The sequence below is a fragment of the Streptomyces sp. NPDC047049 genome (assembly GCF_040643995.1).
Lineage (GTDB): Bacteria > Actinomycetota > Actinomycetes > Streptomycetales > Streptomycetaceae > Streptomyces > Streptomyces mooreae.
This window is the reverse complement of the sequence record NZ_JBEYVM010000022.1, coordinates 1-21,193: the sequence shown is the minus strand read 5'-3', so window position 1 is coordinate 21,193 and position 21,193 is coordinate 1. Positions and strand designations below refer to the sequence as shown.

Here is a 21,193-nt window from a genome sequence, read left to right as displayed (position 1 = left end):
CTCCGTACGTCACTTGAGCACCGGGACGGATACGGCGTCGGTCAGCCATTTCTTCTCCAGCGCGGCGAGGGTGCCGTTCTTGCGCAGCGCGTCGACCGCGGCCGTCACACAGCCGGTGATCCGGCTCTCCTTGTCCAGGACCAGGCCGAACTGCTCCTTGCCGGCGCCGGTTGCCGCGAACTGCCCGACCACCTCGGCGTCCTTCACCTCCGCCGAGGTGATGTAGAAGGCCGTCGGCAGATCGGTGAGGATCGCGTCCACCTGACCGTTCTTCAGCGCGGACTTGGCCAGGTCGTTCTTCTGGAAGACGGCGGGCGGCTGATCCGGCCGGACGGTGTCATTGACGACGTCCAGGCTGGTGCTGCCGACCTGCGCGCCGAGCTTGAGATGACGGAGGGCGGCGATGCTCTTGGCATGCGCGGCCCGGGAGCCCTTGAGCGCGATGACCGCCTGGCGCACGTCGTAGTACCCCGAGGAGAAGGCGACGGCCCGTTTGCGTGCGGCGCTGATGGAGACCTGGTTGATGTCGAAGTCGAACTTCTTCTGGCCGGGCGCGAAGGCGTTGGCGAACGGCACGGTCTGCCAGCTCACCGCGCCCTTGCCGTAGCCCAGTTGGCGGGCGACGGCATAGGCGACGGCGGATTCGAAGCCCTTGCCGCCGGCCGGTTCGTCGTCCTGGAACCAGGGGGCGTAGGCGGGCTTGTCGGTGCCGACCGTGAGCTTGCCGTTCGCCACGGTGGCCAGTTTGCCGCGGTCACAGCTCTGTTTGCCCTGGCCGGCGGCCCGTGGGCCACCGGGGGACTCGTCCTGCGGGGCACAGCCGACGGCCGCGGCGAGCAGCGCGACGGTGGCGCAAGCGGCAAGGCGGAGAGGGCGGTTGGCGAGGCGCATGGCGGGAGAGTGGCAGGGCGCAAGGCCATCTGTCGAGATCACCGGGGAAAACGTCCGCATGGTGGAAGTGCATTGCGGCGCTGTGAACTGCACATTTCCCGGTTGCCGGGGTGGGGCCCGAAGAGCCGGACGAGCCCGACGCGCCGGACGAGCTCGCGGAGCCCGACGAGTCGGTACGCCCCACCCGGCTCACGACGCCCCACCCGGCTCACGACGCCCCACCCGGCTCACGACGCCCCGCGCCGCCTCACGCCGTGAACCCGCGCCGCCTCACGCCGTGAAGCGGACCGCCCGCCGGATCTCCGGCTGGTCGGTCACCACACCGTCCAGGCCGAGCCCGCGCGCGAGACGCAGCTGATCATGCGTATTGACCGTCCAGCCCACGACCTTCAGATGCGCGGCATGCGCCCGCTCGACCAGTTCCAGGGTGAGCCGGCGGATGTTCAGCGAGAGCATCGTCGCGCCGACGGCCTGTGCGCGGTCGACCACGTCCGCGCCGTACCGGCTGCCGACCAGCGCGGTCCGCACGCCGGGCAGCAGGGTCCGGATCGCGGCCAGCGCCTCGTCGTGGAAGGAGATCACATCGACCCGGCCGACCAGATCGCGCGACCGCATCACCTCGGCCAGCGCCTGCGCGGCCGCCACGTCCTTGATCTCGGCCTGCAACGGCGCCTTGACCGCCTCGACGACCTCCTCGAAGACGGGGATCCGCTCGCCCCGGCCGGCATCGAGCTCGCGGAGTTCGGCGAGGGTGCGCTCGGCGATCGGGCCGGCGCCGTCGGTGGTCCGGTCCACGTCCGCGTCGTGCATCACCACGAGCGCGCCGTCCTTGCTCAGATGCAGATCGAGTTCGATGACATCGAGGCCTTCGTGCTCGGCGCGCACGAAGGACCGCAGGGTGTTCTCCGGCTCCACGCCCATCATCCCGCGGTGTCCGATGGTGAGAAAGGACAAGGCTGCCTCGCTTCTGTCGGCTCGGTGCTGGTGTCGGCTCCGTACCCGTGCCGACCGTCGGGTGTCGGCAACGGCGCTACGAAATGGCGCACAGCCTAACGGGACCGACCGGCGGAAAACGGGCTGCCGGACCGGACCGCGGTGTGTCCAGTACGGGTACCCGCCATATCCGGCTTCAGACCGCCTCACCCTCGCGTGGGCGAGTCCTTGCCGCGCTGACGGCGTGCCGCGGACCGGGCCGGTCCGCGGGCAGCCCCCGGGGCGCAGGTGGCGCCCCCGGCGTACGGCAGGTCCCGGCCGTACAGCAGCGGCCCCGGGCGGTATGGCATATGCCACACGGCCGAGGGGTTTCCGCGCGTCGCACGGCCGGAGGAACCGCCGAAACCCTTGGCACTACTGGGAGGAAGTGGCGCCCAAGCCCTCGCCGACAGGAAAAAGGTGCGCGAGTGCGGGGTGTCGACAGAATAATTTTCAACGACTCCCCTTGAGCGGGTCATCCTCGGCTGGTTACCGTGTTCTGACAACACGATCTATCGCCGGAGGGCAGTCATGACGGAAATTCTTTCGCCTGTGGGTGTCCGGGAGGCCACCACGACCGCGGAGAGCGTGGTCGCGCACCCGGCGTGGCCCGTGCTCAAGGACGCGGTCGAGACCATCCGTCCCTGGCAGTCCAAGGACGGCTCCATAGACCTGGAGGCGGAGGGCGCGCCCACCGCCGAGGCCGTCCGCGCGGAGGTCGACAAGATGGCCGCGGCCGTCGGGGAGCTCGCCCCGCTGCTGCCGCACAACGCCGCCTACCACCAGGCCCTCACCGCCGACCTGCGCCGCTGGGCCGACGGCGGCTTCGGAGTGCCGGACTTCCTGGACTCCCTCCTCGCCTTCCAGCCCGCCCGGCAGCGCGCCGACGGCCTCCAGCACCTCGTGCTGTTCCCCATGTACACCCAGAACGGCAATCCGGACCGCAACTTCGAGGCCGTCGTCCTGCGCATGGTCTGGCCGGACTGGCTGGCCGAGCTGGAGCGCACCCGCTACGACAACGCCCTCTTCTGCGGCATCACCTTCGAGGACTTCACGGCCGGCTACGACACCAACTCCGCGGTGCTCTTCCCGGAGACCATCGCCGTGCGCGAGGCCCCCGAGCGGTTCAGCTGGGGCGGGATCTTCTGCGACCGCGAGGCCGCCCGCTTCCGCCGGGTCAGCGAGGCCGCCATCGAGACGCTGGGCGTCGAACTCCCCGCGGACATCCGCGAAATGCTGGCCGACCAGGAGCGCTGCCAGGAGGCCTTCGTCCTGTGGGACATGGTGCACGACCGCACCCACAGCCACGGTGACCTGCCGTTCGACCCCTTCATGATCAAGCAGCGCCAGCCGTTCTGGATGTACGGCCTGGAGGAGCTGCGCTGCGACCTCACCGCCTTCAAGGAGGCCGTGAAGCTGGAGGCCGAGGGGTACCCCCAGGCCCGCGATGTGCAGTTCGCCGTGATCTTCGACCGGATGTTCCGGTTCCCCGTCACCGGCGACCGGGTCCGCAACTACGACGGCCTCGGCGGCCAGCTGCTCTTCGCGTACCTGCACAAGCACGACGTCGTACGCTGGACGGACAACACACTGCACATCGACTGGGAGCGGGCGCCCAAGGTCACCAACCAGCTGTGCGGCGAGATCGAAAAGCTCTACCGCGACGGCATCGACCGGCCCAAGCTGGTCCACTGGTTCGCCGCGTACGACCTCGTCTCGACCTACCTCGCCCCGCACCCGGGCTCGGTCTGGGCCAAGGGCCCCGATGCCCTCGACCTCGACCAGCCGCCGCGCAAACTCGTGGACGACGTGCTCCCCGACGAGTTCCCGCTGAGCATGTTCTACGAGGCGCTCGCCAAGAAGCTGCGCGCTGTGATCGCATCCACCAAGGGCATCACGGCCCACAGCGATGAATTGGCGGCGGCATGACGAACGACCGGAACACCCGGCCGAAGGCCGTCCAGGAGCAGGACGAGGAGGCGACGGAGATGGTTACTTCGACGGGCGGCCAGGGGCCGCTGGAGGGTGCGGTCATCGCGGTGGCGGGAGCGGCCGGACCGGCCGGCCGGGCGACCCTGCTGCGACTGGCCGAAGCGGGTGCGGTGGTGGTCGGCTCGGACTCGAACCCCGAGCGGCTGGCGGAGGCCGTGGACGCGGCCCGCTACGCCCACGGCGGCGCCACGGTGATCGGAGACACCGTGGACCTCCTCGACCTCGACCAGACCCGCGAATGGGCGGCTCGTACGGAGAAGGAATTCGGCCGGATCGACGGCCTGGTGCACCTCGTCGGCGGCTGGCGCGGCTCCGCCACCTTCGCGGAGACCGACCTCGCGGACTGGGACATGCTGCACAAGCTGCTGATCCGTACCGTCCAGCACACCTCGCTCGCCTTCCACGAGGCCCTCGAACGCAGCGGCAACGGCCGCTTCCTCCTCACCAGCGCGGCCGGCGCCAGCAAGCCCACCGGGGGCAACGCCGCCTACGCCGCCTCCAAGGCCGCCGCCGAGGCCTGGACGCTCGCCATGGCGGACGGCTTCCGCAAGTCGGGGGGCGAGACGGGACCGCGCGCCGCGGCTGCGATCCTGATCGTGAAGGCGCTCGTCAACGACCAGATGCGCGCCGAGCGACCGAACGCCAAGTTCGCGGGCTTCACGGATGTCACGGAGCTGGCCGAGGCCATCGCCGGCGTCTGGAGCCGGCCCGCCCAGGAAGTGAATGGACAGCGTCTGTGGCTGACCCCCGAGCGGTGACCGGAGCGAAGACCGACGCCCGGCGGCATCACGACCCCGAGATACGTGGCTTCGCCAGCGACAACTACGCCGGCGCGCACCCCGAGGTGCTGGCCGCGCTCGCCCTTGCCAACGGCGGCCATCAGGTCGCCTACGGCGAGGACGAGTACACCGAGCACCTGCAGCGCGTCTTCCGCAGCCACTTCGGGCAGCGCGCCGAGGCGTTCCCGGTGTTCAACGGCACCGGCGCCAATGTCGTCGCCCTGCAGGCCGTGACCGACCGCTGGGGTGCGGTGATCGCCGCCGAGTCCGCGCACATCCATGTCGACGAGTGCGGCGCACCCGAGCGGATCGGCGGGCTCAAGCTGCTGACCGTGCCCACCGAGGACGGCAAGCTCACCCCCGAGCTGATCGACCGCGAGGCGTACGGCTGGGACGACGAGCACCGCGCCATGCCGCAGGTCGTCTCGATCACCCAGAGCACGGAGCTCGGCACGGTCTACACGCCCGACGAGATCCGGGCGATCTGTGAACACGCGCATGAGCGCAACATGGTGGTGCACCTCGACGGCTCGCGGATCGCCAATGCCGCGGCGACGCTGGATGTCCCGATGCGGGCGTTCACCAACGCCGTCGGCGTCGACATCCTCTCCTTCGGCGGCACGAAGAACGGCGCCGTCTTCGGTGAGGCCGTGGTCGTGCTCAACCCCGACCGGGTGCGCGCCATGAAGCACCTGCGCAAGCTGTCCATGCAGCTGGCCTCCAAGATGCGCTTCGTCTCCGTCCAGTTGGAGGCGCTGCTCGCCAAGGACCTGTGGCTGCGCAACGCGCGGCACGCCAACACCATGGCGCAGCGGCTGGCGGCCGGGGTGCGGGGGATCGACGGGGTGGAGATCCTTTACCCCGTGCAGTCCAACGGCGTATTCGCCCGGCTGCCGCACGATGTGAGCGAGCGGCTGCAGAAGCGCTACCGCTTCTACTTCTGGAACGAAGCGGCTGGTGTGGTGCGCTGGATGTGCGCGTTCGACACCGCCGAGGAGGACGTCGACGGCTTCCTCGCCGCACTCCGCGAGGAGATGGGCCGCTAGCTCCGGGTCGTTTTACTTCGCATAGCTATGCGCCCGGTCGAAAAGTCATTGACTCTCGGCCGGGCGCATCGCTACGTTCCCCATCGCTACGTTCCCCGGGTATGGAGCTGATCCAGAACGCCCAGGATCCACGGGGCAACAAGCCGGGCGTCGACGCGCAGTTCCGCCTCGACCGTGAGCAGCTGGCCTTCCCCGTGCGCCCGGAGTGCAACGAAGTGGACTACCCAGTGCTATTTGCTGAACCACGCCCGGCCGTGCTGCAATGCCTCCAGGAGGCCGTCGACCGGCCTCACCTCTGGCAGATGCTCCCCACCGATCTCTGAGGAACGGCCCCGATGCCCAGCTCTTCGCACGTCTCCGGCACGACCCGTCGCCTGCATGTTTCCGACGAGGTGCGGGACCTGGCACCCGGTTTCGGCTACCTCGCCGTCGAGGCCCACGGTCTGACCAACGGGCCCAGTGACGAGGCCGGCGCGGCGCTCCTGGACGAGGCCACCCGCCGCCTCGCCGGGCGTCTGGACGGCCGCGCCCCGCAGGACGATCCGCACCTGGCCGCCTGGCGCGCCGCGTACACCGCCTTCGGCAGCAAGCCGTCGCGCACCCGCAACTCCGCCGAGGCGCTGGCCAGACGGGCGCTCGCGGACGGTGGTCTGCCCCGCATCAACCGCCTCGTCGACCTCTACAACGCCCTCAGCGTCGCCCACCTCATCCCCGTGGGCGGCGAGGACCTGGACCGCATCCAGGGCGGTATGCGGCTCGTGCGGGCCACCGGCGACGAGCCCTTCGTGACCGCGGCCGGCGGCGCCGAGGCCGTCGAGCACCCCGATGCGGGCGAGGTGGTCTGGTGTGACGACGAGGGCGTCACCTGCCGCCGCTGGAACTGGCGGCAGGGGGTACGCACCCGCCTGACCGAGGACTCGGTCAGCGCCCTCTTCCTGCTGGAGCGGATGGCCCCCATGACCCTTGACGCGCTCAGCGCCGCGGGCGCCGAACTGGCCGAGAGGCTGCAGAAGGCCTGCCCCGGCGCCCGCATCGAGATCGGCGAGATCTGGACCCCCTGAGCGGGTCCGCTATCCGGCGGTCCCGGGCGCGGCGGGTGCCGTGCCGCCGAGGTGGGCCGGCATCCACCAGGTGTCCTCGGCGTCCTTGGGACGTACGGGGTAGGCGCGCTGCGCCGCCTCCAGCAGGTCCTGCACCCGGGCCCGCAGCCGGTCGGTGATCTTCTCGGCCTGCTCGGCCGGATCGGCCTCCATCGGCTCGCCCACCCGGATCGTTATCGGCAGGTGGTTCCGGCCCAGATCGCGCTTGTGGCCCTTGGTCCACAGCCGCTGGGTGCCCCACAGCGCCACCGGCAGCAGCGGCACCCCGGCCTCCTGGGCCAGCCGCACCGCGCCCGACTTGAAGGTCTTCAGGGTGAAGGACTCGGAGATCGTCGCCTCGGGGAACACCCCGATGATTTCGCCCGAACGCAGGGCGGACAGCGCGTGCTTGTAGGCGTGCATCCCCTGCGCACGGTCCACGGGGATGTGCTTCATCGCGCGCATCAGCGGGCCGGACACCTTGTGCCGGAACACCGACTCCTTCGCCATGAAGCGCACCAGCCGCTTGGCGGGCCGCGCCGTCAGTCCGGCGAAGACGAAGTCCAGGTACCCGATGTGATTGCTCACCAGAACCGCCCCGCCCCGGCGCGGAATGTGGTCCGTCCCGGCGATGTCGAATTTCAGATCGAGCGCCTTGAAGAGAGTGCGGGCGGCGCCGATCACCGGCGGATAGACGAGCTCTGCCATTGTCCGGAGGACCCCTTTTCCACGCCTGGGGAGGGTTCTCCCGGCGGAAACCTACGCAGCCGTAACTGCGACTTTCGGGAGATCGTGCCCGATGTCGGCCGTGGCGGCCAGCGCGTCGGCCGCCAGGGCCGGGAGATTCTTGTCACGTGGAGACCCGCTCAGCCGGCCGCTCTCCGCAGCAGAAGATACATCTCGCACCCCGGGCAGTACCCGAAGGCGGGGTGGAGGAAGGCCGCCGCGAGCGCACAGCCGGTTCCCCACCCTCCTGCAGACCGGGCCGCACGGGGCCGGGGAATCTTTGCGGTCCCGTGAACGCTGCACCCGTCGATGACTGGACTCATGGTGTGTGCATCGCGGTGCTCGCGGCGGCGAGCGCCTTCGGCATGTGGCACCAACGCCGTAAGGGGAGGCCGATGGTGCACAAGCGGGACGACGGGGCGCGGCTCGATGCCGCCGGGATCGGCGCGGAGCTGGGGGAGCGGGCCACCCTGCTGCAGTTCTCCAGCGCCTTCTGCCAGCCCTGCCGGGCCACCCGGCGCACCCTGGCCGAGGTCGCCGGCATGGTCGAGGGGGTGGCCCATGTCGAGATCGACGCGGAGGACCATCTGGACCTCGTACGCCACCTGAACGTGCTGCGCACCCCCACGGTGCTGGTGCTCGACGCGGACGGCGCGATCGTGCGCCGTGCCTCCGGGCAGCCCCGGAAGGCCGATGTCATCGCGGCACTGGGCGCGGCCGTCCGTGATTGATCTCCCAGATGGCGGGCGCCCCTTGACGCTGTGGGTCACACATCGTCACTCTGACGTGATGCGGCCAGGAACTCTTCTGTACGGACGCGCCCACGTCGATCTTCTGCGGACCGCCAGCGCCCGCTGTCCGGGCGTGTGAGCAGCGACGACACCACTGCCGCCGACCGCTGCTCAGCCGTCGGCGGCTCCTCCCGGGCTCGTACACCACAGCAGAAGGACAATTCCATGACGGCCTCGCCCGGCCTCGGTACGCCTCGCACCGCCTCCCCCGAGCTGCTGCGCTCGGTCTTCCGGCAGCACGCCGCCGGCGTCGCGGTGATCACCGCGTACGGCTCCCGCCCGGTCGGCTTCACCGCCACGTCCCTCACTTCCGTCGCCGCCGACCCGCCGCTGCTCTCGTTCGGCATCGGCACCGGCGCCTCCAGCTGGCCGGCCGTCTCGGAGGCCGAGCACATCGGCGTTCACATACTCGGCGAGCACCAGCAGGAACTGGCCGCCACCTTCGCGCGCAGCGGCGCCGACCGCTTCGGTCCCGCCACCTCCTGGCGCACCGGCCCCGAGGGAGTGCCCCTCCTGGACGGCGTACTGGCCTGGATGGTGTGCCAGGTCGTGGCGCGGGTGCCCGCCGGTGACCACCGCATCGTGCTCGCCCGGCCCGTCGTCGGCGACCCCGCGGGGCCCGGCCGTCCCCTGCTCTATCACCAGGGACGCTTCAACGCGCTGCGGGACTGACGGGTTCCCGTTCCGCTGCTTCGTCCGCCGGCCGGGTCCGTTGGCAAGGTCACATTTCGACGGCCTTGCTTCGGGGCACGAGAGTCGATGTACTGACGAGTAATATGACGGTCGGCGTGGGGAACCGCAACCGACCGGGAGCCGCCCCGACAGGCGCCTATGCTGCCAGCACAAGGCAGTTCTGAAGAGACGAAGCAGGTAGGAGAGCCGGCGTGAGCCTGAGGATCGTTGTCTGTGTGAAGTACGTGCCCGACGCCACCGGCGACCGGCACTTCGCCGAGGACCTGACCGTCGACCGTGACGATGTGGACGGTCTGCTCTCGGAGCTCGACGAGTACGCCGTCGAGCAGGCCCTGCAGATCAAGGAAGCCGCCGACGACGCGGAGATCACGGTTCTCACGGTCGGCCCCGAGGACGCCAACGACGCGCTGCGCAAGGCACTGTCGATGGGTGCCGACAAGGCCGTCCACGTCGAGGACGACGACCTGCACGGCACCGACGCCCTCGGTACCTCGCTGGTGCTGGCCAAGGCCATCGAGAAGACCGGTTACGACCTGGTCGTCTGCGGTATGGCGTCCACCGACGGCACGATGGGTGTGCTGCCCGCGCTGCTCGCCGAGCGTCTGAACGTTCCTCAGGTCACCCAGCTCTCCGAGGTGTCCGTCGACGGTGGCAAGGTCACCGGCCGCCGTGACGGCGACACCGCCACCGAGCAGCTGGAGGCCGCGCTGCCGGCCGTCGTGTCCGTCACCGACCAGTCGGGCGAGGCGCGTTACCCCTCCTTCAAGGGCATCATGGCCGCCAAGAAGAAGCCGGTGGAGTCCCTGGACCTGGAGGACCTGGAGATCGAGGCGGACGAGGTCGGCCTCGAGGGCGCCTGGACCAAGGTCGACGGCGCCACCGAGCGTCCGGCCCGCACCGCGGGCACGATCGTCAAGGACGAGGGCGAGGGCGGCAAGCAGCTCGCCGAGTTCCTCGCGGGCCAGAAGTTCATCTGAGCCGCAGTCCTTCCCACCGCCCTCATTCTTCCCGCAGGAGAGCAATCCCATGGCTGAAGTCCTTGTCTACGTCGACCACGTGGACGGCGCCGTCCGCAAGCCCACCCTCGAACTGCTCACCCTCGCCCGCCGCATCGGCGAGCCGGTAGCCGTGCACCTCGGTGCGAAGGCCGAGGACGCCGCGAAGATCCTCGGTGAGCACGGCGCCGTGAAGGTGCTGGCCGCCGACGCGCCCGAGTTCGCCGACTACCTCGTCGCCCCCAAGGTCGACGCGCTGCAGGCCGCCTATGACGCGGTCTCGCCGGCGGCCGTGCTGCTGCCTTCCTCCGCCGAGGGCAAGGAGATCGCGGCCCGCCTCGCGCTGCGCATCGGCTCCGGCATCATCACCGACGCCGTCGACGTCGAGGCCGGCGACGAGGGCCCGGTGGCCACGCAGTCCGTCTTCGCGGCCTCGTACACCACCAAGTCCCGCATCACCAAGGGCACCCCGGTCATCACCGTCAAGCCCAACTCCGCCGCCCCGGAGGCCGCTCCGGCCGCCGGCACCGTCGAGCAGCTTGCGGTGACCGTCGCCGACTCCTCCAAGGGCACCAAGATCGTCTCGCGCACCCCGCGCGAGTCGACCGGCCGCCCGGACCTGACCGAGGCCGCGATCGTGGTCTCCGGTGGCCGCGGCGTCAACGGCGCCGAGAACTTCCCGGTCATCGAGGCGCTTGCCGACTCGCTCGGTGCGGCCGTCGGCGCCTCGCGCGCCGCGGTGGACGCCGGCTGGTACCCGCACACCAACCAGGTCGGCCAGACCGGTAAGTCGGTCTCGCCGCAGCTGTACATCGCGGCGGGCATCTCCGGCGCGATCCAGCACCGCGCCGGTATGCAGACCTCGAAGACGATCGTCGCCATCAACAAGGACGAAGAGGCGCCGATCTTCGAGCTGGTCGACTACGGCGTGGTCGGCGACCTCTTCGACGTCGTCCCGGCCCTCACCGACGAGGTCAAGACCCGCAAGGGCTGATCACCGTCTGGCCGGAGCCCGGCTTCGGACCTCGCACGAGGCCCCGTACGCGCGGTGCGTACGGGGCCTCGTGCTGTGATGGTGCCGTCAGCCGGGCCGCGCCGTCGGCCGGGTGGCGCGCCGTCAGCTGCCCGTGACCCCGTCGATCCGCTCGCGCAGCAGGTCCGCGTGGCCGTTGTGCCGGGCGTACTCCTCGATCATGTGGACGTAGATCCAGCGCAGGTTCAGGGTGCGCCCCGGGCGCGGGGAGAAGGTCTCGTCCAGCCCGCGGTCCGCCACCGCCGTGTCGCAGGCCTCGATCTCGGCGCGGAAGACGGCGATATCACGCTCGGCGGCGGCCGGGTCCGCGGCGTGGAAGTCGGCGTCCGGATCATCCTCGGTGCAGTAGAGATCGGCGATCCGCCGGCCGAGGAAGCGCACCCGGAACCAGGTGCGTTCGACATATGCCATATGGCGCACCAGGCCGAGCAGCGTGAGGGCGGAGGGTGCGGCGCTCGCCTCGACGAGCTGGTCGGACGTCAGGCCCGCGCACTTGGTGAGCAGGGTGTCGCGGTGGTGGTCGAGCCAGCCTTGCAGCATCTCCCGTTCACCGGCCGTGGTGGGGAGTTCCCTGCGTTCGATGGGGGGTGCGATCCACGTCATGACGGCGATTCTGGCGGCGGGGCGGCGAGCCCGCCAGGGAGTTTCCGGGCTCGGTCGTACGCCCATGACCTGCGCCGCCCCACGGGAGGGTGTTGACCTCGGCAAACCGACCCAGTTAACTTCGCTATACGGATTGTTGATTCCGTTCAGCGGAAATCGCTCGATCGGCGGGCGTGCGCACCGGGAGGGTATCGAATGGGGCAGCAGGAGACCGTGGCGACGAGCCTCGCGGACACCGTACGCGAGGGCATCGGAGCCGCCCTCGCCCAGGTGGACGCGGATCTGGCGCGGCGCTACCCGGGCGACCCCGGCACCCGCCAGCCGGTCCACACGGTCTACGTCCCCGGCGACGTCTTCGCCGCCGGCACCCTGCGCTCCTGGGGAGACCAGGCGCTCGCCGCTCTCGACGCGCACGCCCCCGACGCCGGTGCGCTCGCCGCCGTCCTCGGCATCCCCGACGCACTCGCCATGGACGTCCACGACCGCGTCCGCGCCAAGCTGACCCGTGAGCCGATCGAGGACCTGCGCATCGACTTCGAGGACGGCTATGGCCCCCGCCCGGACGCCGAGGAGGACGAGGCCGCGGCCCGCGCCGCCGCCCTGGTGGCCGCCGCCTGCCGGGAGGGCACCGCCGCCCCCTACATGGGCATCCGGATGAAGTGCATGGAGGCCGCCGTCCGCGACCGCGGCATCCGCACCCTCGACATCTTCCTCACCGGTCTCATGGCGGCCGGCGGCCTGCCCGACGGCCTGGTGCTGACGCTCCCGAAGGTGACCTACGCCGAGCAGGTCACCGCCATGGTCCGGCTGCTGGAGGCCTTCGAGAGGGCGCACGGGCTGGAGGCCGGCCGGATCGGTTTCGAGATCCAGATCGAGACCACCCAGTCCATCCTGGGTGCCGACGGCCGCGCCACCGTCGCCCGCATGATCGAGGCCGCCGAGGGCCGTGCCACCTCCCTGCACTACGGCACCTTCGACTACAGCGCCTCCTGCGGCGTCAGCGCTGCCCACCAGTCCCTCGACCACCCGGTGGCCGACCACGCCAAGGCCGTGATGCAGGTCGCCGCCGCGGGCACCGGCGTCCGTCTCTCCGACGGATCCACCAACGTCCTGCCGGTCGGCCCGACGGAGCAGGTGCACGCCGCCTGGCGCCTGCACCACGGTCTGGTGCGCCGCTCGCTGGCCCGTGCGTACTACCAGGGCTGGGACATGCACCCGGCCCATCTGCCCACCCGTTACGCGGCGGTCTACGCCTTCTACCGCGAGGGCCTGGAGCAGGCCGCGGCCCGGCTCGCGGCCTACGTCGCCAAGGCCGGCGGCGATGTCATGGACGAGCCCGCCACCGCCAAGGCGCTCAGCGGCTATCTGCTGCGCGGTCTGGACTGCGGCGCCGTGGACACCGCCGAGGTGGCCCGGCTGACCGGACTGACCCGCGCCGACCTGGACGCCCTCGCGGGCCGCCCGGCCGCCACCGCCTGACGACGCGACGGCGCCCCGCCGTCCGGCAGACACCACGAGGCCCCCGCCCTCACGGCGGGGGCCGTCCGCGTTCAGGCCGTGGCCCGTCCGAGGTCGTCGACATGGGCGCGCAGGACCCTGGCGCAGGTCGCCGCGTCCAGCACGTCGGGCCGCAGGACGGCGGTGAAGGCGAGGCCGTCCAGGAGGGACGTCAGCCGCTCGGTCTCGGTGTCGAGGGCGAGCCCCGCGCGCAGGCCGCCTGCCGTGTCGAGGCGGGTGAGGATGCGGCGGACGAGGGACCGGGTGCCGGTGGCGGTCTCCCGGGCGAGGTCGTCGAGGGCGGGACGGTTCCGGGCGGCGGTGGAGAAGTCGACGAGGACGGTGACCTCGGCGCGCCGGCTGTCGTCCAGCGGCAGCAGTTCGGACAGCAGCTCCACCGCGCAGTCGCGGATCCGCGCCGCGGGCAGCCCGCTCAGATCGCCCAACGCGTCGACGCGGCGCTGGAGCCGGGCGCCGACCCGGTCGAGCATCGACCGCATCGCGAAGCGCATCAGCTCCTCCTGGCCGGCGAAGTAGTGCCGCACCGAACCGATGTTGAGCTGCGCCTCGTCGGCGACCGTGCGCAGTGAGGCGCGTTGGATGCCGTCGCGTACGACGACGCGGAAGAGGGCGTCGACGACGTCGCGGCGCCGGGCTTCTCGGTCCACCTGCTTGGGCATGGGCCCTTTGTATCACGGCTGTGATAAATTGTTTTCTATCACACCTGTGATACAAAGAATGGAGGGATGGCCGTGGAGCGGATTCTGAACCTTCTTCTCATCCGGTTCGGCCTGATCGCGGGCGGCCTGGTGGCGCTGGGCCTGCTCGTCTTCGCCGTGGCGCTCGTCCTGAAACGCCGGGGGAAACTCGGTGCCGCGCGGCGGTACGCGGCACCCGCCGCGCATGCCGTCAGTCGCTATCTGGACGACCGGGGCGCCGTCCGGGGCCGGGGCGGGACGTCCCGCGGCGGCGGGTCGGTGGCCGGCGCGGTGGTGCGGGCGGCGGCCCGGCGCCTGGACGAGGACGGGCGCGGGCAGCGGGAGCCGGGACGGGATGAGGTCCGATGACCGGCGTCGGCGGGGTGGCCGGTGACGGCCTCGCGTCACCCGCCCTCGCCCGGGACGGGGGTGACGAAGGCTCCGGTCTCCTCGCTCACCTGGTGGCCGACGCCGCGATGAAGGGCGTTATCGTGCTCGTCGCGCTGATCGTGCTCGGGCTGGGGATGGTGCTGATCTGGAGGCGGGTGGGGCGTGGAGGGGGGCCGCACCGCGACGAGCGGTCGCACCATGACGAGCGGTCGCACCGCGACGAGCGGTGATCGGCCGCCCGGGGGCGACGGTGGGGGCGTCTCGGAGCCGCCCTCTCTCATGGCGCGACGCGGGGCGTCCGGCCCGCGGCTGCCCGGGAGTTCAGCTCTCCGAAGGCGGGATCTCGCCCGAGCCGCGGGCGATCAGGCGGGTGGGGATCTCCCTGCGCTGCGGCGGGTCCTCGATGCCCTCCAGGCGCCGGAAGAGCAGACCGGCGGCCGTGCGGCCCATACGTGCGGGGTCCTGGGCGACGACCGTGATCGCGGGCCGGACGAGATCGGCCAGTTCGAAGTCGTCGAAGCCCACCAGCGCGACGGGGCGCGGGCGTTCGCCGAGGACGCGTACGGCGGTGACGGTGACCCGGTTGTTGCCCGCGAAGAGGGCGGTGACCGGCTCGGGGGCGTCCAGCATCGTGGTCGCGGCGGCGCGTACGGACTCGGGCGCGGTGGAGCCCAGCGACACCCAGGAGTCGTCAACGGGCAGACCTGCCGCGGCCATTGCGGTGCGGTAGCCACGCAGGCGTTCCCGCGCGGTGTGAATCCGCGGCTGGTCACCGATGAAGCCGATCCTGCGGTGGCCGTGCGCGATGAGATGGGCCACCGCCTCCTGGGCGCCGCCGAAGTTGTCGGAGACCACCACATCGGCATCGATCCGGCCGGGCGGGCGGTCCACGAACACGGTGGCTATCCCGGCCGCGATCTCGGGTTCCAGATAGCGGTGGTCGTCGGCGGCCGGGATGATGACCAGTCCGTCGACCCGCCGTGCGCACAGCGCCAGCACCAACTCCTGTTCGCGCGCCGGGTCCTCGGCGCTGGAGCCGTTGATCAGCAGTGCGCCGTGACCGCGGGCGACCTCCTCGACGGTGCGGTTGAGCGGGCCGTAGAACGGGTCCGCCAGATCCTCCAGCACCAGGCCGATGCTGGCGGTACGCCCCTTGCGCAGGATCCGGGCCGAGTCGTTGCGGCGGAACCCCAGGGCCGTGATCGCTTCCTGGACGCGTCGTTCGGTGTCCGGGGTGACACCCGGTTCGCCGTTGACCACGCGGGAGACCGTTTTGAGGCCGACCCCGGCGCGCGCCGCGACATCCTTCATCGTGGGCCGGGTGCCATAGCGGCGGGAGGTGCCCCGCGCGGTGTCGGTCACGGTGTGCGGTCCTGATTCTGTCGGCGTCAGGTGTGGCGTCGAGCATAGCCTCTAGACAACGTTGTCAATCGAGGCGAGACTGGCGTTCTCACGCCGGGCCGGTACGCTCGGCCCCCGGGCCCACCAGGAGAATCCACACCGATGCAGACCGACCTCAGCGCAGCGTTGGACATTGGCGGCACCAAGATCGCCGGCGCTCTGGTGGATGCCCGCGGCAGACTCGTCGAACGGGCCGCCCGGCCCACTCCCGCCGACAAGGACGGGGCCACGGTGATGCGTGCGGTGGCCGAGGTGGTCGCCGAGCTGGCCGCGGGGCCCGACTGGGTGCGGGTGGCGGCCGTCGGCATCGGCAGCGCGGGCCCGGTCGACGCCTCGTCCGGCACCGTCAGCCCGGTCAACATCCCCGGCTGGCGCGACTTCCCGCTGGTCGCCGGGGTCCGGGCGCTCGTCGGGGAGCGCCCGGTCGTGCTGGTCGGCGACGGTGTCGCGATGACCGCGGCCGAACACTGGCAGGGGGCCGCGCGCGGGCACGCCAATGCGCTGTGCATGGTGGTCTCCACCGGCGTCGGCGGCGGACTCGTCCTCAACGGGCGTCTCCACCCGGGCCCCACGGGGAACGCCGGACACATCGGTCACATCAGCGTCGAGGTCGACGGGGACCCCTGCCCGTGCGGGTCCCGCGGCTGTGTCGAACGGATCGCCAGCGGCCCCAACATCGCCCGCCGGGCGCTGGCCAACGGCTGGCAGCCCGGCCCCGACGGTGACACCAGCGCGGCGGCGGTGGCCGCCGCGGCGCACGCCGGTGACCCGGTCGCCCTGCGCTCCTTCGAGCGGGCCGCCCGTGCGCTGGCCGCCGGGATCGCCGCCACCGCCACGCTCGTGGAGATAGACATCGCGGTGATCGGCGGGGGCGTCGCGGGCGCGGGTGACGTGCTCTTCGCCCCCTTGCGCGCGGCCCTGCGGGAGTACGCGACGCTGTCGTTCGTGTCGGACCTGGCGGTCGTGCCGGCCCAAATGGGGACGGACGCCGGGGTGGTGGGCGCGGCCGCAGCCGCCGGGCAACGGGCCCGTCCCGATGCCTTCGTCCCCACGCCCTGACACCCGCGACGGGCCCCCGCGCCCGGCCGGACCGGGCGGACCGAGGGCCCGCCCGGCGGCATCAACTCCGCCCGCATGAGCGGAGGATGACCCTCAGCACCGGAACTTGGCGTCCGCCCAGTCGGCGTGGTCGTAGTCGATACCGTCCCCGCCATCGGTCACGACGAGCCGGACGGTCTGCGCTCCGGTGACCGGGGCGCTGACGGTCTTGGCGGCATCCGCCCCGGTCACCGTGGGGCTCGCGGCGACCTGTTTGCCGTCGGCCCACACCTCGAAGCCCACCGACCCCCGGTCACCGGACTCGTCGTCGATGCCGACCTGGGCGGTGAACGCCGAGCACCGCCCGCCGGTGTAGAAACTCACCTCGCTGGGCGCATGCACCCCGAGGCCCTTCGCAAAGCCGGTGCCACCGATGCTGATCGGCCGGCCGTCCCCGGCGTCGCGTTCCCCGACGCTGGTGTTCTTCTCGACCGGTCCCCAGCCGTTGGCGGCGGTGAGCCAGGGAAGTTCGGCGGCGTACGCGGTCCCGGACGGCGGTGGCACCACGACATGGGCGGTGCCGGGCAGGGTGGCGGTGATCCGGTCGCCGCGGGGGGAGCGGTAGTCGGCGGCGAGCGGCAGATCGTAGGCACCGGGTGCGGTGCCGGCCGGTGCGGTGATCTGCCAGCCGGTGGTGAGCGTCCGGCCGCCGGGCAGCGCGCGGGCCGTGGCCGGGGAGGTGGCCCGCACCCGCCACCCCTGCGGGGCCTTCAGCGTGACGGAGACGTACCGGGCGGGGGTGCCGCCCAGGTTGCGGACGGTGGAGCGGAGCGCGGCGGGGGAGCCGGCCTCGGCCAGCGGCGTACGGTCGGTGCCGGTCTCGACGGCCGGTGGGTAGGTGGCCCAGCGCTTGTCGGCGGATATGCGGTAGACGGTGGTGCCGTGCGCCGGGACGGTCGCCGAGAGGGTGCCCGTGGTGTGGGTGTCCTGGTGCCGCCACAGGTCGCGCAGCCGGTAGCCGTCGGCCCGCGGGAGGCCCAGTTCCCTGGCCGTGGTGGTGATCCGCTGCGGCCCACCGGTCTCGTTGAACAGTGCCACCGCACGGGAGCCGTCGGCCAGTTGCCGCACCAGCGTCCAGCGGCCGGACTCCGACTTCACCACCGTGGCCTGCTTGCCCAGCCGGTCCTGGTCGACGGCGATGAGGTCCTTGTTGGCCAGGATCTCGAACGTCTCAGGGCCGGCCTTGCGCAGATCGGAGCCGATCAGCAGCGGGGCGGCCATCATCGACCACAGGGAGAAGTGGCTGCGGTACTCGGTGTCGGTCATGCCGCCGTTGCCGACCTCCAGCATGTCCGGGTCGTTCCAGTGGCCCGGCCCGGCGTGCGGGGCGAGCGGCAGATTCTGCTTCACGATGTCGAGCATGCTGGACCACGAGTCACTGATGTCGCCGGTGGTGCGCCACAGATGCCCTACGTCCGACGCCCACTCCCAGGGCTTGTTCTCGCCCCATTCGCAGATGCTGTAGACGATGGGCCGCCCGGTGGCCTTGAGCGCGTCCCGCATCGTGCGGTACCGCTGTTGGGCGTCCACACCGAGGTTATTGCAGTTGTCGTACTTGAGGTAGTCCACGCCCCAGTCGGCGAACTGCTGGGCGTCGGACTTCTCATGGCCCAGGCCGCCGGGGAATCCGGCCGGGTTGCAGGTTTTGATACCGGCACTCGTGTAGATGCCGAATTTCAGGCCTTTGGCGTGGACGTAGTCGGCCACCGCCTTGATGCCGTGGGGGAAGCGCTGCGGATCCGGCACGAGCTTGCCGTTCCCGTCGCGGGTGGGCAGCGCCCAGCAGTCGTCGAGATTGACGTACTGATAACCGGCGTCCTTGAGGCCCTTGGAGACGAAGAGATCGGCGATGCCCTTGACCATCTCTTCGTTGAACTCGGCCCGGCAGTGGGTGGAGTTCCAGTTGTTGAAACCCATCGGCGGCGTCATGGCGAGCCCGCCGGGGAGCCGGGGACCGGGGGCGGTGCGGGAAGGGCCGGCTGCCGGGGCGTCGGGTGTACGGGCCGCGGCCGGCAGGGCGGTCACCCCTGCCGTACACAGCAGCGCCGCGGACAGCGCTCCGACGATTCTTCGGTGACCTCGCCGGTGGGTGGTGCGGATCTGAACGCGCATGGTTCGCGTCCTCCGTCTTCGCGAGAGGCGTTGGTGGGGTCGTGCACCGGTCGCATGCGAGTGTTTACGGTAGGGCTTGTTGGAGTCTGTTGGAAGAGGAGCGGTAGCGGTTCCGGTATCGCCCGCCAAGACCCAGGACCGGCCCTACGGTTCGGAGCGAGATTCCGCCAAGTGCGTTCGGTTCTGTTTGTTTCCGGCCCTGAGGAGGTGGGACATGCTTCCGGTCCACGGGCAGCGGCTCGGGTACGAACGGGGAGCGGCAGGACGTCGGATGTCCCGCCGGGCGGTGTTCCGATGAGCGCGAGCGCGGCGCTCGGCGCGGGGACGTGGCCTTCCCGTCCCTGCCGGCCGAGTGCGGCAGCGGCCCGAACGGCGTCACGGAGGGGCCGAATACTTCGGACGCCGTATCGAAGAATGCCTTCGCCCAGGCCTTCAAGGCCTCGTCCACGACCGCAACAGCCCTGACGAAGAGACCGCGGTATACGGCTGCTTCCCCTCCCGCGCCCCTCTCCTTCGCCTCCTGCCACCAGGCCTTTATCGAATCCGGGAGGAGCAGCTGTCTTATCGGCTCTCGCAACTTTCTCAACTTTCCCCACATTCTCCACTTGTTCATCGCTCCTCGTCACCGTCCTCGGCGGCCTGCTCACCCCTTTCCTGGCCCCGCCGGCCCGCGCCCGCCGCCCGGGAACTGGGCAATTCATCGGGCGGTACGACGACTTCCTGCGGGGCCCGTCTTTCTCTCCGACGGCGAGACATTCCCCGTCACTTCGCCATCACTTCCATGCCGGACTGACTCTTGGCGCGCGGGCAAGGGGGAACGGGCCGGCCGCGTGGAACACGCCGCAGGCCGCCGCATGGTGGGCCGCCGTCATATGCGGTGTCCCCGGGCCGGTGGCGGCCCGGAAACTCGGTATGCGGGTGAGGGTTTCGGTACTGGAGGGGCGGGGGAGCGCTTGTTTGCCGGGGACTCGCGGCGGCGGATGCAGTGACCGGCATCCTTCGCGCGAGGCATTTCGCGACCGGCGTGTCCACGGGGGCGGAAACCTCCCTGGCCACGCCGATGGTCGAATGCGCAACGTTCCCGGTTCGTGCGCGCGGCCCGTGACCCCGAGCGTTTCCGTGGCAGGGTGTGGCGGGCAACTCACCTGGGTCTAGGGAAGAGGGGAAACCGTGATCGTCTGGCTGAACGGCACGTTCGGTGCGGGCAAGACCACTACGGCTCATGAATTGCTCGACCTGCTTCCCGGAAGCACGCTCTACGACCCCGAACTCCTCGGCAGCGGACTGCGCATGATGCTGCCGGCCAAGCGGTTCGAGGAGATCGACGACTACCAGGACCTTCCGGCCTGGCGGCGGATGGTCGTCGACACCGCCGCGGCACTGCTCACCGAGGTGCCGGGCCCGCTGGTGACACCGATGACGCTGCTGCGCCAGGAGTACCGCGACGAGATCTTCGGCGCCCTCGCCGCCCGCCGGATACCCGTACGGCATGTCCTGCTGCACGCCGACGAAACGATCCTGCGAGCCCGGATAGCGGAGCGGCAGGACACCCCCGGGGACTCCGGAGCCGCCGCGTCGACGCGCCGGTGGAGCCTGGAACACCTGGGCCCGTACGCCGACGCACTGCCCTGGCTCCAAGGCGACGCCCATGTCGTCGACACCAGCCGGCTCACCCCCCGGCAGACCGCCGAGCGGGTCGCCGAGGCCGTCCGCACCGGCGCCGGCGCCTGCGACATCGTGCAGACCCCCGAACCGACCGCCGAAACGCTCGCCGCGGGCGTACTGCTCTTCGACGACCAGGACCGGGTGCTGCTCGTCGACCCGACCTACAAGGCCGGCTGGGAATTCCCCGGCGGCGTCGTGGAACGCGGCGAGGCACCCGCCCGTGCCGGCGTACGGGAGGTCGCCGAGGAACTGGGCATCGAACTGCCCCGCGCACTCCGGCTGCTGGTGCTGGACTGGGAAGCTCCCAAACCACCCGGCTTCGGCGGTCTGCGGCTGCTCTACGACGGCGGCACCCTGACCGACGACCGGATCAGCAAACTGCTGCTGCCCGGCGCGGAATTGCGCGACTGGCGTTTCGCCACCGAAGCCGAGGCCGAGAAGATGCTGCCGCCGGTGCGGTGGAACCGCCTGCGGTGGGCGCTGCGCGCCCGGGAGCGGGGGTGTCCGCTTCACCTGGAGGCGGGGGTTCCCGCGGGGTGAGCCGCACGGTTTCGGCTTTCTCGCCGTTCCGCTGCGCTTTGTCTCTGCACCGTTTTTGTCTTTCCCGCCGTTTCGCCTGGCGGCGGGCGGGGTCCGCTGCGCGGGGCTGTTGGGTTGCGGTGACGGGCCTGCGCGGGTGTCGGCGACCTGGGAGGCCAGCCGGGTGCGGCCGTCGTACATGGTGAGCAGGAT

General features: G+C 71.1%; 21 protein-coding genes and 1 pseudogene. 14 read left to right on the top strand and 8 right to left on the bottom strand.

From position 1 onward, the window contains the following. Window positions 1-9 precede the first annotated feature (9 nt). Both ABZ851_RS32225 and ABZ851_RS32220 read right to left on the bottom strand, forming a co-directional pair. Window positions 10-891 (bottom strand): ABC transporter substrate-binding protein, encoded by an 882-nt coding sequence (locus tag ABZ851_RS32225; RefSeq protein WP_361135157.1) that lies wholly within the window; start codon window positions 889-891, stop codon window positions 10-12. 270 nt (window positions 892-1,161) lie between these two features. Continuing rightward, window positions 1,162-1,845 (bottom strand): glycerophosphodiester phosphodiesterase family protein, encoded by a 684-nt coding sequence (locus ABZ851_RS32220; RefSeq protein ID WP_311623889.1) that lies wholly within the window; start codon window positions 1,843-1,845, stop codon window positions 1,162-1,164. Window positions 1,846-2,394: 549 nt separating this feature from the next. Between ABZ851_RS32220 and ABZ851_RS32215 the strand changes: the two genes are divergently transcribed. The 5 genes and pseudogenes from ABZ851_RS32215 (at window position 2,395) to ABZ851_RS32195 (ending at window position 6,741) form a co-directional block, all read left to right on the top strand. Then, window positions 2,395-3,792 carry a DUF6421 family protein gene (locus ABZ851_RS32215; protein ID WP_361135153.1) on the top strand — a complete coding sequence of 466 codons (1,398 nt, stop codon included), beginning with the start codon at window positions 2,395-2,397 and terminating at the stop codon, window positions 3,790-3,792. A gap of 59 nt (window positions 3,793-3,851) precedes the next feature. Beyond that, window positions 3,852-4,613: an SDR family NAD(P)-dependent oxidoreductase gene (locus tag ABZ851_RS32210; protein ID WP_361135365.1), complete on the top strand. Its 762-nt coding sequence runs from the start codon at window positions 3,852-3,854 to the stop codon at window positions 4,611-4,613. Then, window positions 4,592-5,680 carry a low specificity L-threonine aldolase gene (locus tag ABZ851_RS32205; protein WP_361135150.1) on the top strand — a complete coding sequence of 363 codons (1,089 nt, stop codon included), beginning with the start codon at window positions 4,592-4,594 and terminating at the stop codon, window positions 5,678-5,680. Before ABZ851_RS32210 ends, ABZ851_RS32205 begins: the two co-directional genes overlap by 22 nt. Before the next feature lie 116 nt (window positions 5,681-5,796). Beyond that, window positions 5,797-6,003, top strand: a pseudogene (locus tag ABZ851_RS32200) (transglutaminase); the annotation flags it as partial. Between the two features lie 12 nt (window positions 6,004-6,015). Beyond that, window positions 6,016-6,741 carry a phenylalanine--tRNA ligase beta subunit-related protein gene (locus ABZ851_RS32195; protein ID WP_361135147.1) on the top strand — a complete coding sequence of 242 codons (726 nt, stop codon included), beginning with the start codon at window positions 6,016-6,018 and terminating at the stop codon, window positions 6,739-6,741. Window positions 6,742-6,750: 9 nt separating this feature from the next. Here the strand turns inward: ABZ851_RS32195 and ABZ851_RS32190 are convergent, their stop codons facing one another. Next, window positions 6,751-7,467, bottom strand: a complete 717-nt coding sequence (locus tag ABZ851_RS32190; RefSeq protein WP_088796633.1) for a lysophospholipid acyltransferase family protein — start codon at window positions 7,465-7,467, stop codon at window positions 6,751-6,753. Window positions 7,468-7,625: 158 nt separating this feature from the next. Beyond that, on the bottom strand, window positions 7,626-7,808 hold the full coding sequence (locus tag ABZ851_RS32185) for a DUF4395 family protein (RefSeq protein ID WP_361135144.1): 183 nt from the start codon (window positions 7,806-7,808) through the stop codon (window positions 7,626-7,628). Window positions 7,809-7,850: 42 nt separating this feature from the next. On the opposite strand from ABZ851_RS32185, the gene ABZ851_RS32180 reads away from it, so the two are divergent. The 4 genes from ABZ851_RS32180 to ABZ851_RS32165 all read left to right on the top strand — a co-directional run bounded on the left by ABZ851_RS32180 (window position 7,851) and on the right by ABZ851_RS32165 (window position 10,958). Beyond that, complete coding sequence (locus ABZ851_RS32180; protein ID WP_361135362.1) at window positions 7,851-8,216, top strand: thioredoxin family protein; 366 nt, start codon at window positions 7,851-7,853, stop codon at window positions 8,214-8,216. Between the two features lie 225 nt (window positions 8,217-8,441). After that, window positions 8,442-8,948, top strand: coding sequence for a flavin reductase family protein (locus ABZ851_RS32175; protein WP_361135141.1), 507 nt, complete (start codon window positions 8,442-8,444; stop codon window positions 8,946-8,948). A 212-nt stretch (window positions 8,949-9,160) separates the two neighbouring features. Continuing rightward, entirely contained in the window at window positions 9,161-9,946 is a 786-nt protein-coding gene (locus ABZ851_RS32170) for an electron transfer flavoprotein subunit beta/FixA family protein (RefSeq protein ID WP_336051523.1), read from the top strand. 49 nt (window positions 9,947-9,995) lie between these two features. Further along, window positions 9,996-10,958, top strand: a complete 963-nt coding sequence (locus ABZ851_RS32165) for an electron transfer flavoprotein subunit alpha/FixB family protein (RefSeq protein ID WP_088796631.1) — start codon at window positions 9,996-9,998, stop codon at window positions 10,956-10,958. Between the two features lie 123 nt (window positions 10,959-11,081). On the opposite strand, the gene ABZ851_RS32160 is transcribed toward ABZ851_RS32165, so the two are convergent. Further along, window positions 11,082-11,600 (bottom strand): DinB family protein, encoded by a 519-nt coding sequence (locus tag ABZ851_RS32160; RefSeq protein ID WP_361135136.1) that lies wholly within the window; start codon window positions 11,598-11,600, stop codon window positions 11,082-11,084. Between the two features lie 195 nt (window positions 11,601-11,795). On the opposite strand from ABZ851_RS32160, the gene ABZ851_RS32155 reads away from it, so the two are divergent. Further along, window positions 11,796-13,079 carry an aldolase/citrate lyase family protein gene (locus ABZ851_RS32155; protein ID WP_361135133.1) on the top strand — a complete coding sequence of 428 codons (1,284 nt, stop codon included), beginning with the start codon at window positions 11,796-11,798 and terminating at the stop codon, window positions 13,077-13,079. A 71-nt stretch (window positions 13,080-13,150) separates the two neighbouring features. Here ABZ851_RS32155 and ABZ851_RS32150 read toward each other — a convergent pair whose 3' ends face one another. Beyond that, window positions 13,151-13,777: a TetR/AcrR family transcriptional regulator gene (locus ABZ851_RS32150; RefSeq protein WP_361135130.1), complete on the bottom strand. Its 627-nt coding sequence runs from the start codon at window positions 13,775-13,777 to the stop codon at window positions 13,151-13,153. Between the two features lie 72 nt (window positions 13,778-13,849). On the opposite strand from ABZ851_RS32150, the gene ABZ851_RS32145 reads away from it, so the two are divergent. Both ABZ851_RS32145 and ABZ851_RS32140 read left to right on the top strand, forming a co-directional pair. After that, complete coding sequence (locus ABZ851_RS32145; RefSeq protein ID WP_361135127.1) at window positions 13,850-14,164, top strand: hypothetical protein; 315 nt, start codon at window positions 13,850-13,852, stop codon at window positions 14,162-14,164. After that, entirely contained in the window at window positions 14,161-14,415 is a 255-nt protein-coding gene (locus ABZ851_RS32140; RefSeq protein ID WP_361135124.1) for a hypothetical protein, read from the top strand. Before ABZ851_RS32145 ends, ABZ851_RS32140 begins: the two co-directional genes overlap by 4 nt. Window positions 14,416-14,506: 91 nt before the next feature. On the opposite strand, the gene ABZ851_RS32135 is transcribed toward ABZ851_RS32140, so the two are convergent. Next, window positions 14,507-15,547 (bottom strand): LacI family DNA-binding transcriptional regulator, encoded by a 1,041-nt coding sequence (locus tag ABZ851_RS32135; protein WP_361135121.1) that lies wholly within the window; start codon window positions 15,545-15,547, stop codon window positions 14,507-14,509. A 141-nt stretch (window positions 15,548-15,688) separates the two neighbouring features. Here ABZ851_RS32135 and ABZ851_RS32130 point away from each other — a divergent pair, with 141 nt between their 5' ends. Next, window positions 15,689-16,645, top strand: a complete 957-nt coding sequence (locus ABZ851_RS32130; protein ID WP_361135118.1) for an ROK family protein — start codon at window positions 15,689-15,691, stop codon at window positions 16,643-16,645. Window positions 16,646-16,738: 93 nt separating this feature from the next. Here the strand turns inward: ABZ851_RS32130 and ABZ851_RS32125 are convergent, their stop codons facing one another. Further along, window positions 16,739-18,796, bottom strand: coding sequence for an NPCBM/NEW2 domain-containing protein (locus ABZ851_RS32125; RefSeq protein WP_361135115.1), 2,058 nt, complete (start codon window positions 18,794-18,796; stop codon window positions 16,739-16,741). Window positions 18,797-19,966: 1,170 nt separating this feature from the next. Between ABZ851_RS32125 and ABZ851_RS32120 the strand changes: the two genes are divergently transcribed. Beyond that, window positions 19,967-21,001 (top strand): NUDIX domain-containing protein, encoded by a 1,035-nt coding sequence (locus ABZ851_RS32120; RefSeq protein ID WP_361135112.1) that lies wholly within the window; start codon window positions 19,967-19,969, stop codon window positions 20,999-21,001. Window positions 21,002-21,193: the final 192 nt, after the last annotated feature.

Coding starts and splice junctions, on each gene's coding strand:
- ABZ851_RS32225 (WP_361135157.1), bottom strand. CDS start 891: ATGCGCCTCGCCAACCGCCCTCTCCGCCTTGCCGCTTGCGCCACCGTC.
- ABZ851_RS32215 (WP_361135153.1), top strand. CDS start 2,395: ATGACGGAAATTCTTTCGCCTGTGGGTGTCCGGGAGGCCACCACGACC.
- ABZ851_RS32210 (WP_361135365.1), top strand. CDS start 3,852: ATGGTTACTTCGACGGGCGGCCAGGGGCCGCTGGAGGGTGCGGTCATC.
- ABZ851_RS32195 (WP_361135147.1), top strand. CDS start 6,016: ATGCCCAGCTCTTCGCACGTCTCCGGCACGACCCGTCGCCTGCATGTT.
- ABZ851_RS32190 (WP_088796633.1), bottom strand. CDS start 7,467: ATGGCAGAGCTCGTCTATCCGCCGGTGATCGGCGCCGCCCGCACTCTC.
- ABZ851_RS32185 (WP_361135144.1), bottom strand. CDS start 7,808: ATGAGTCCAGTCATCGACGGGTGCAGCGTTCACGGGACCGCAAAGATT.
- ABZ851_RS32180 (WP_361135362.1), top strand. CDS start 7,851: ATGTGGCACCAACGCCGTAAGGGGAGGCCGATGGTGCACAAGCGGGAC.
- ABZ851_RS32175 (WP_361135141.1), top strand. CDS start 8,442: ATGACGGCCTCGCCCGGCCTCGGTACGCCTCGCACCGCCTCCCCCGAG.
- ABZ851_RS32165 (WP_088796631.1), top strand. CDS start 9,996: ATGGCTGAAGTCCTTGTCTACGTCGACCACGTGGACGGCGCCGTCCGC.
- ABZ851_RS32160 (WP_361135136.1), bottom strand. CDS start 11,600: ATGACGTGGATCGCACCCCCCATCGAACGCAGGGAACTCCCCACCACG.
- ABZ851_RS32155 (WP_361135133.1), top strand. CDS start 11,796: ATGGGGCAGCAGGAGACCGTGGCGACGAGCCTCGCGGACACCGTACGC.
- ABZ851_RS32150 (WP_361135130.1), bottom strand. CDS start 13,777: ATGCCCAAGCAGGTGGACCGAGAAGCCCGGCGCCGCGACGTCGTCGAC.
- ABZ851_RS32140 (WP_361135124.1), top strand. CDS start 14,161: ATGACCGGCGTCGGCGGGGTGGCCGGTGACGGCCTCGCGTCACCCGCC.
- ABZ851_RS32130 (WP_361135118.1), top strand. CDS start 15,689: ATGCAGACCGACCTCAGCGCAGCGTTGGACATTGGCGGCACCAAGATC.
- ABZ851_RS32125 (WP_361135115.1), bottom strand. CDS start 18,796: ATGCGCGTTCAGATCCGCACCACCCACCGGCGAGGTCACCGAAGAATC.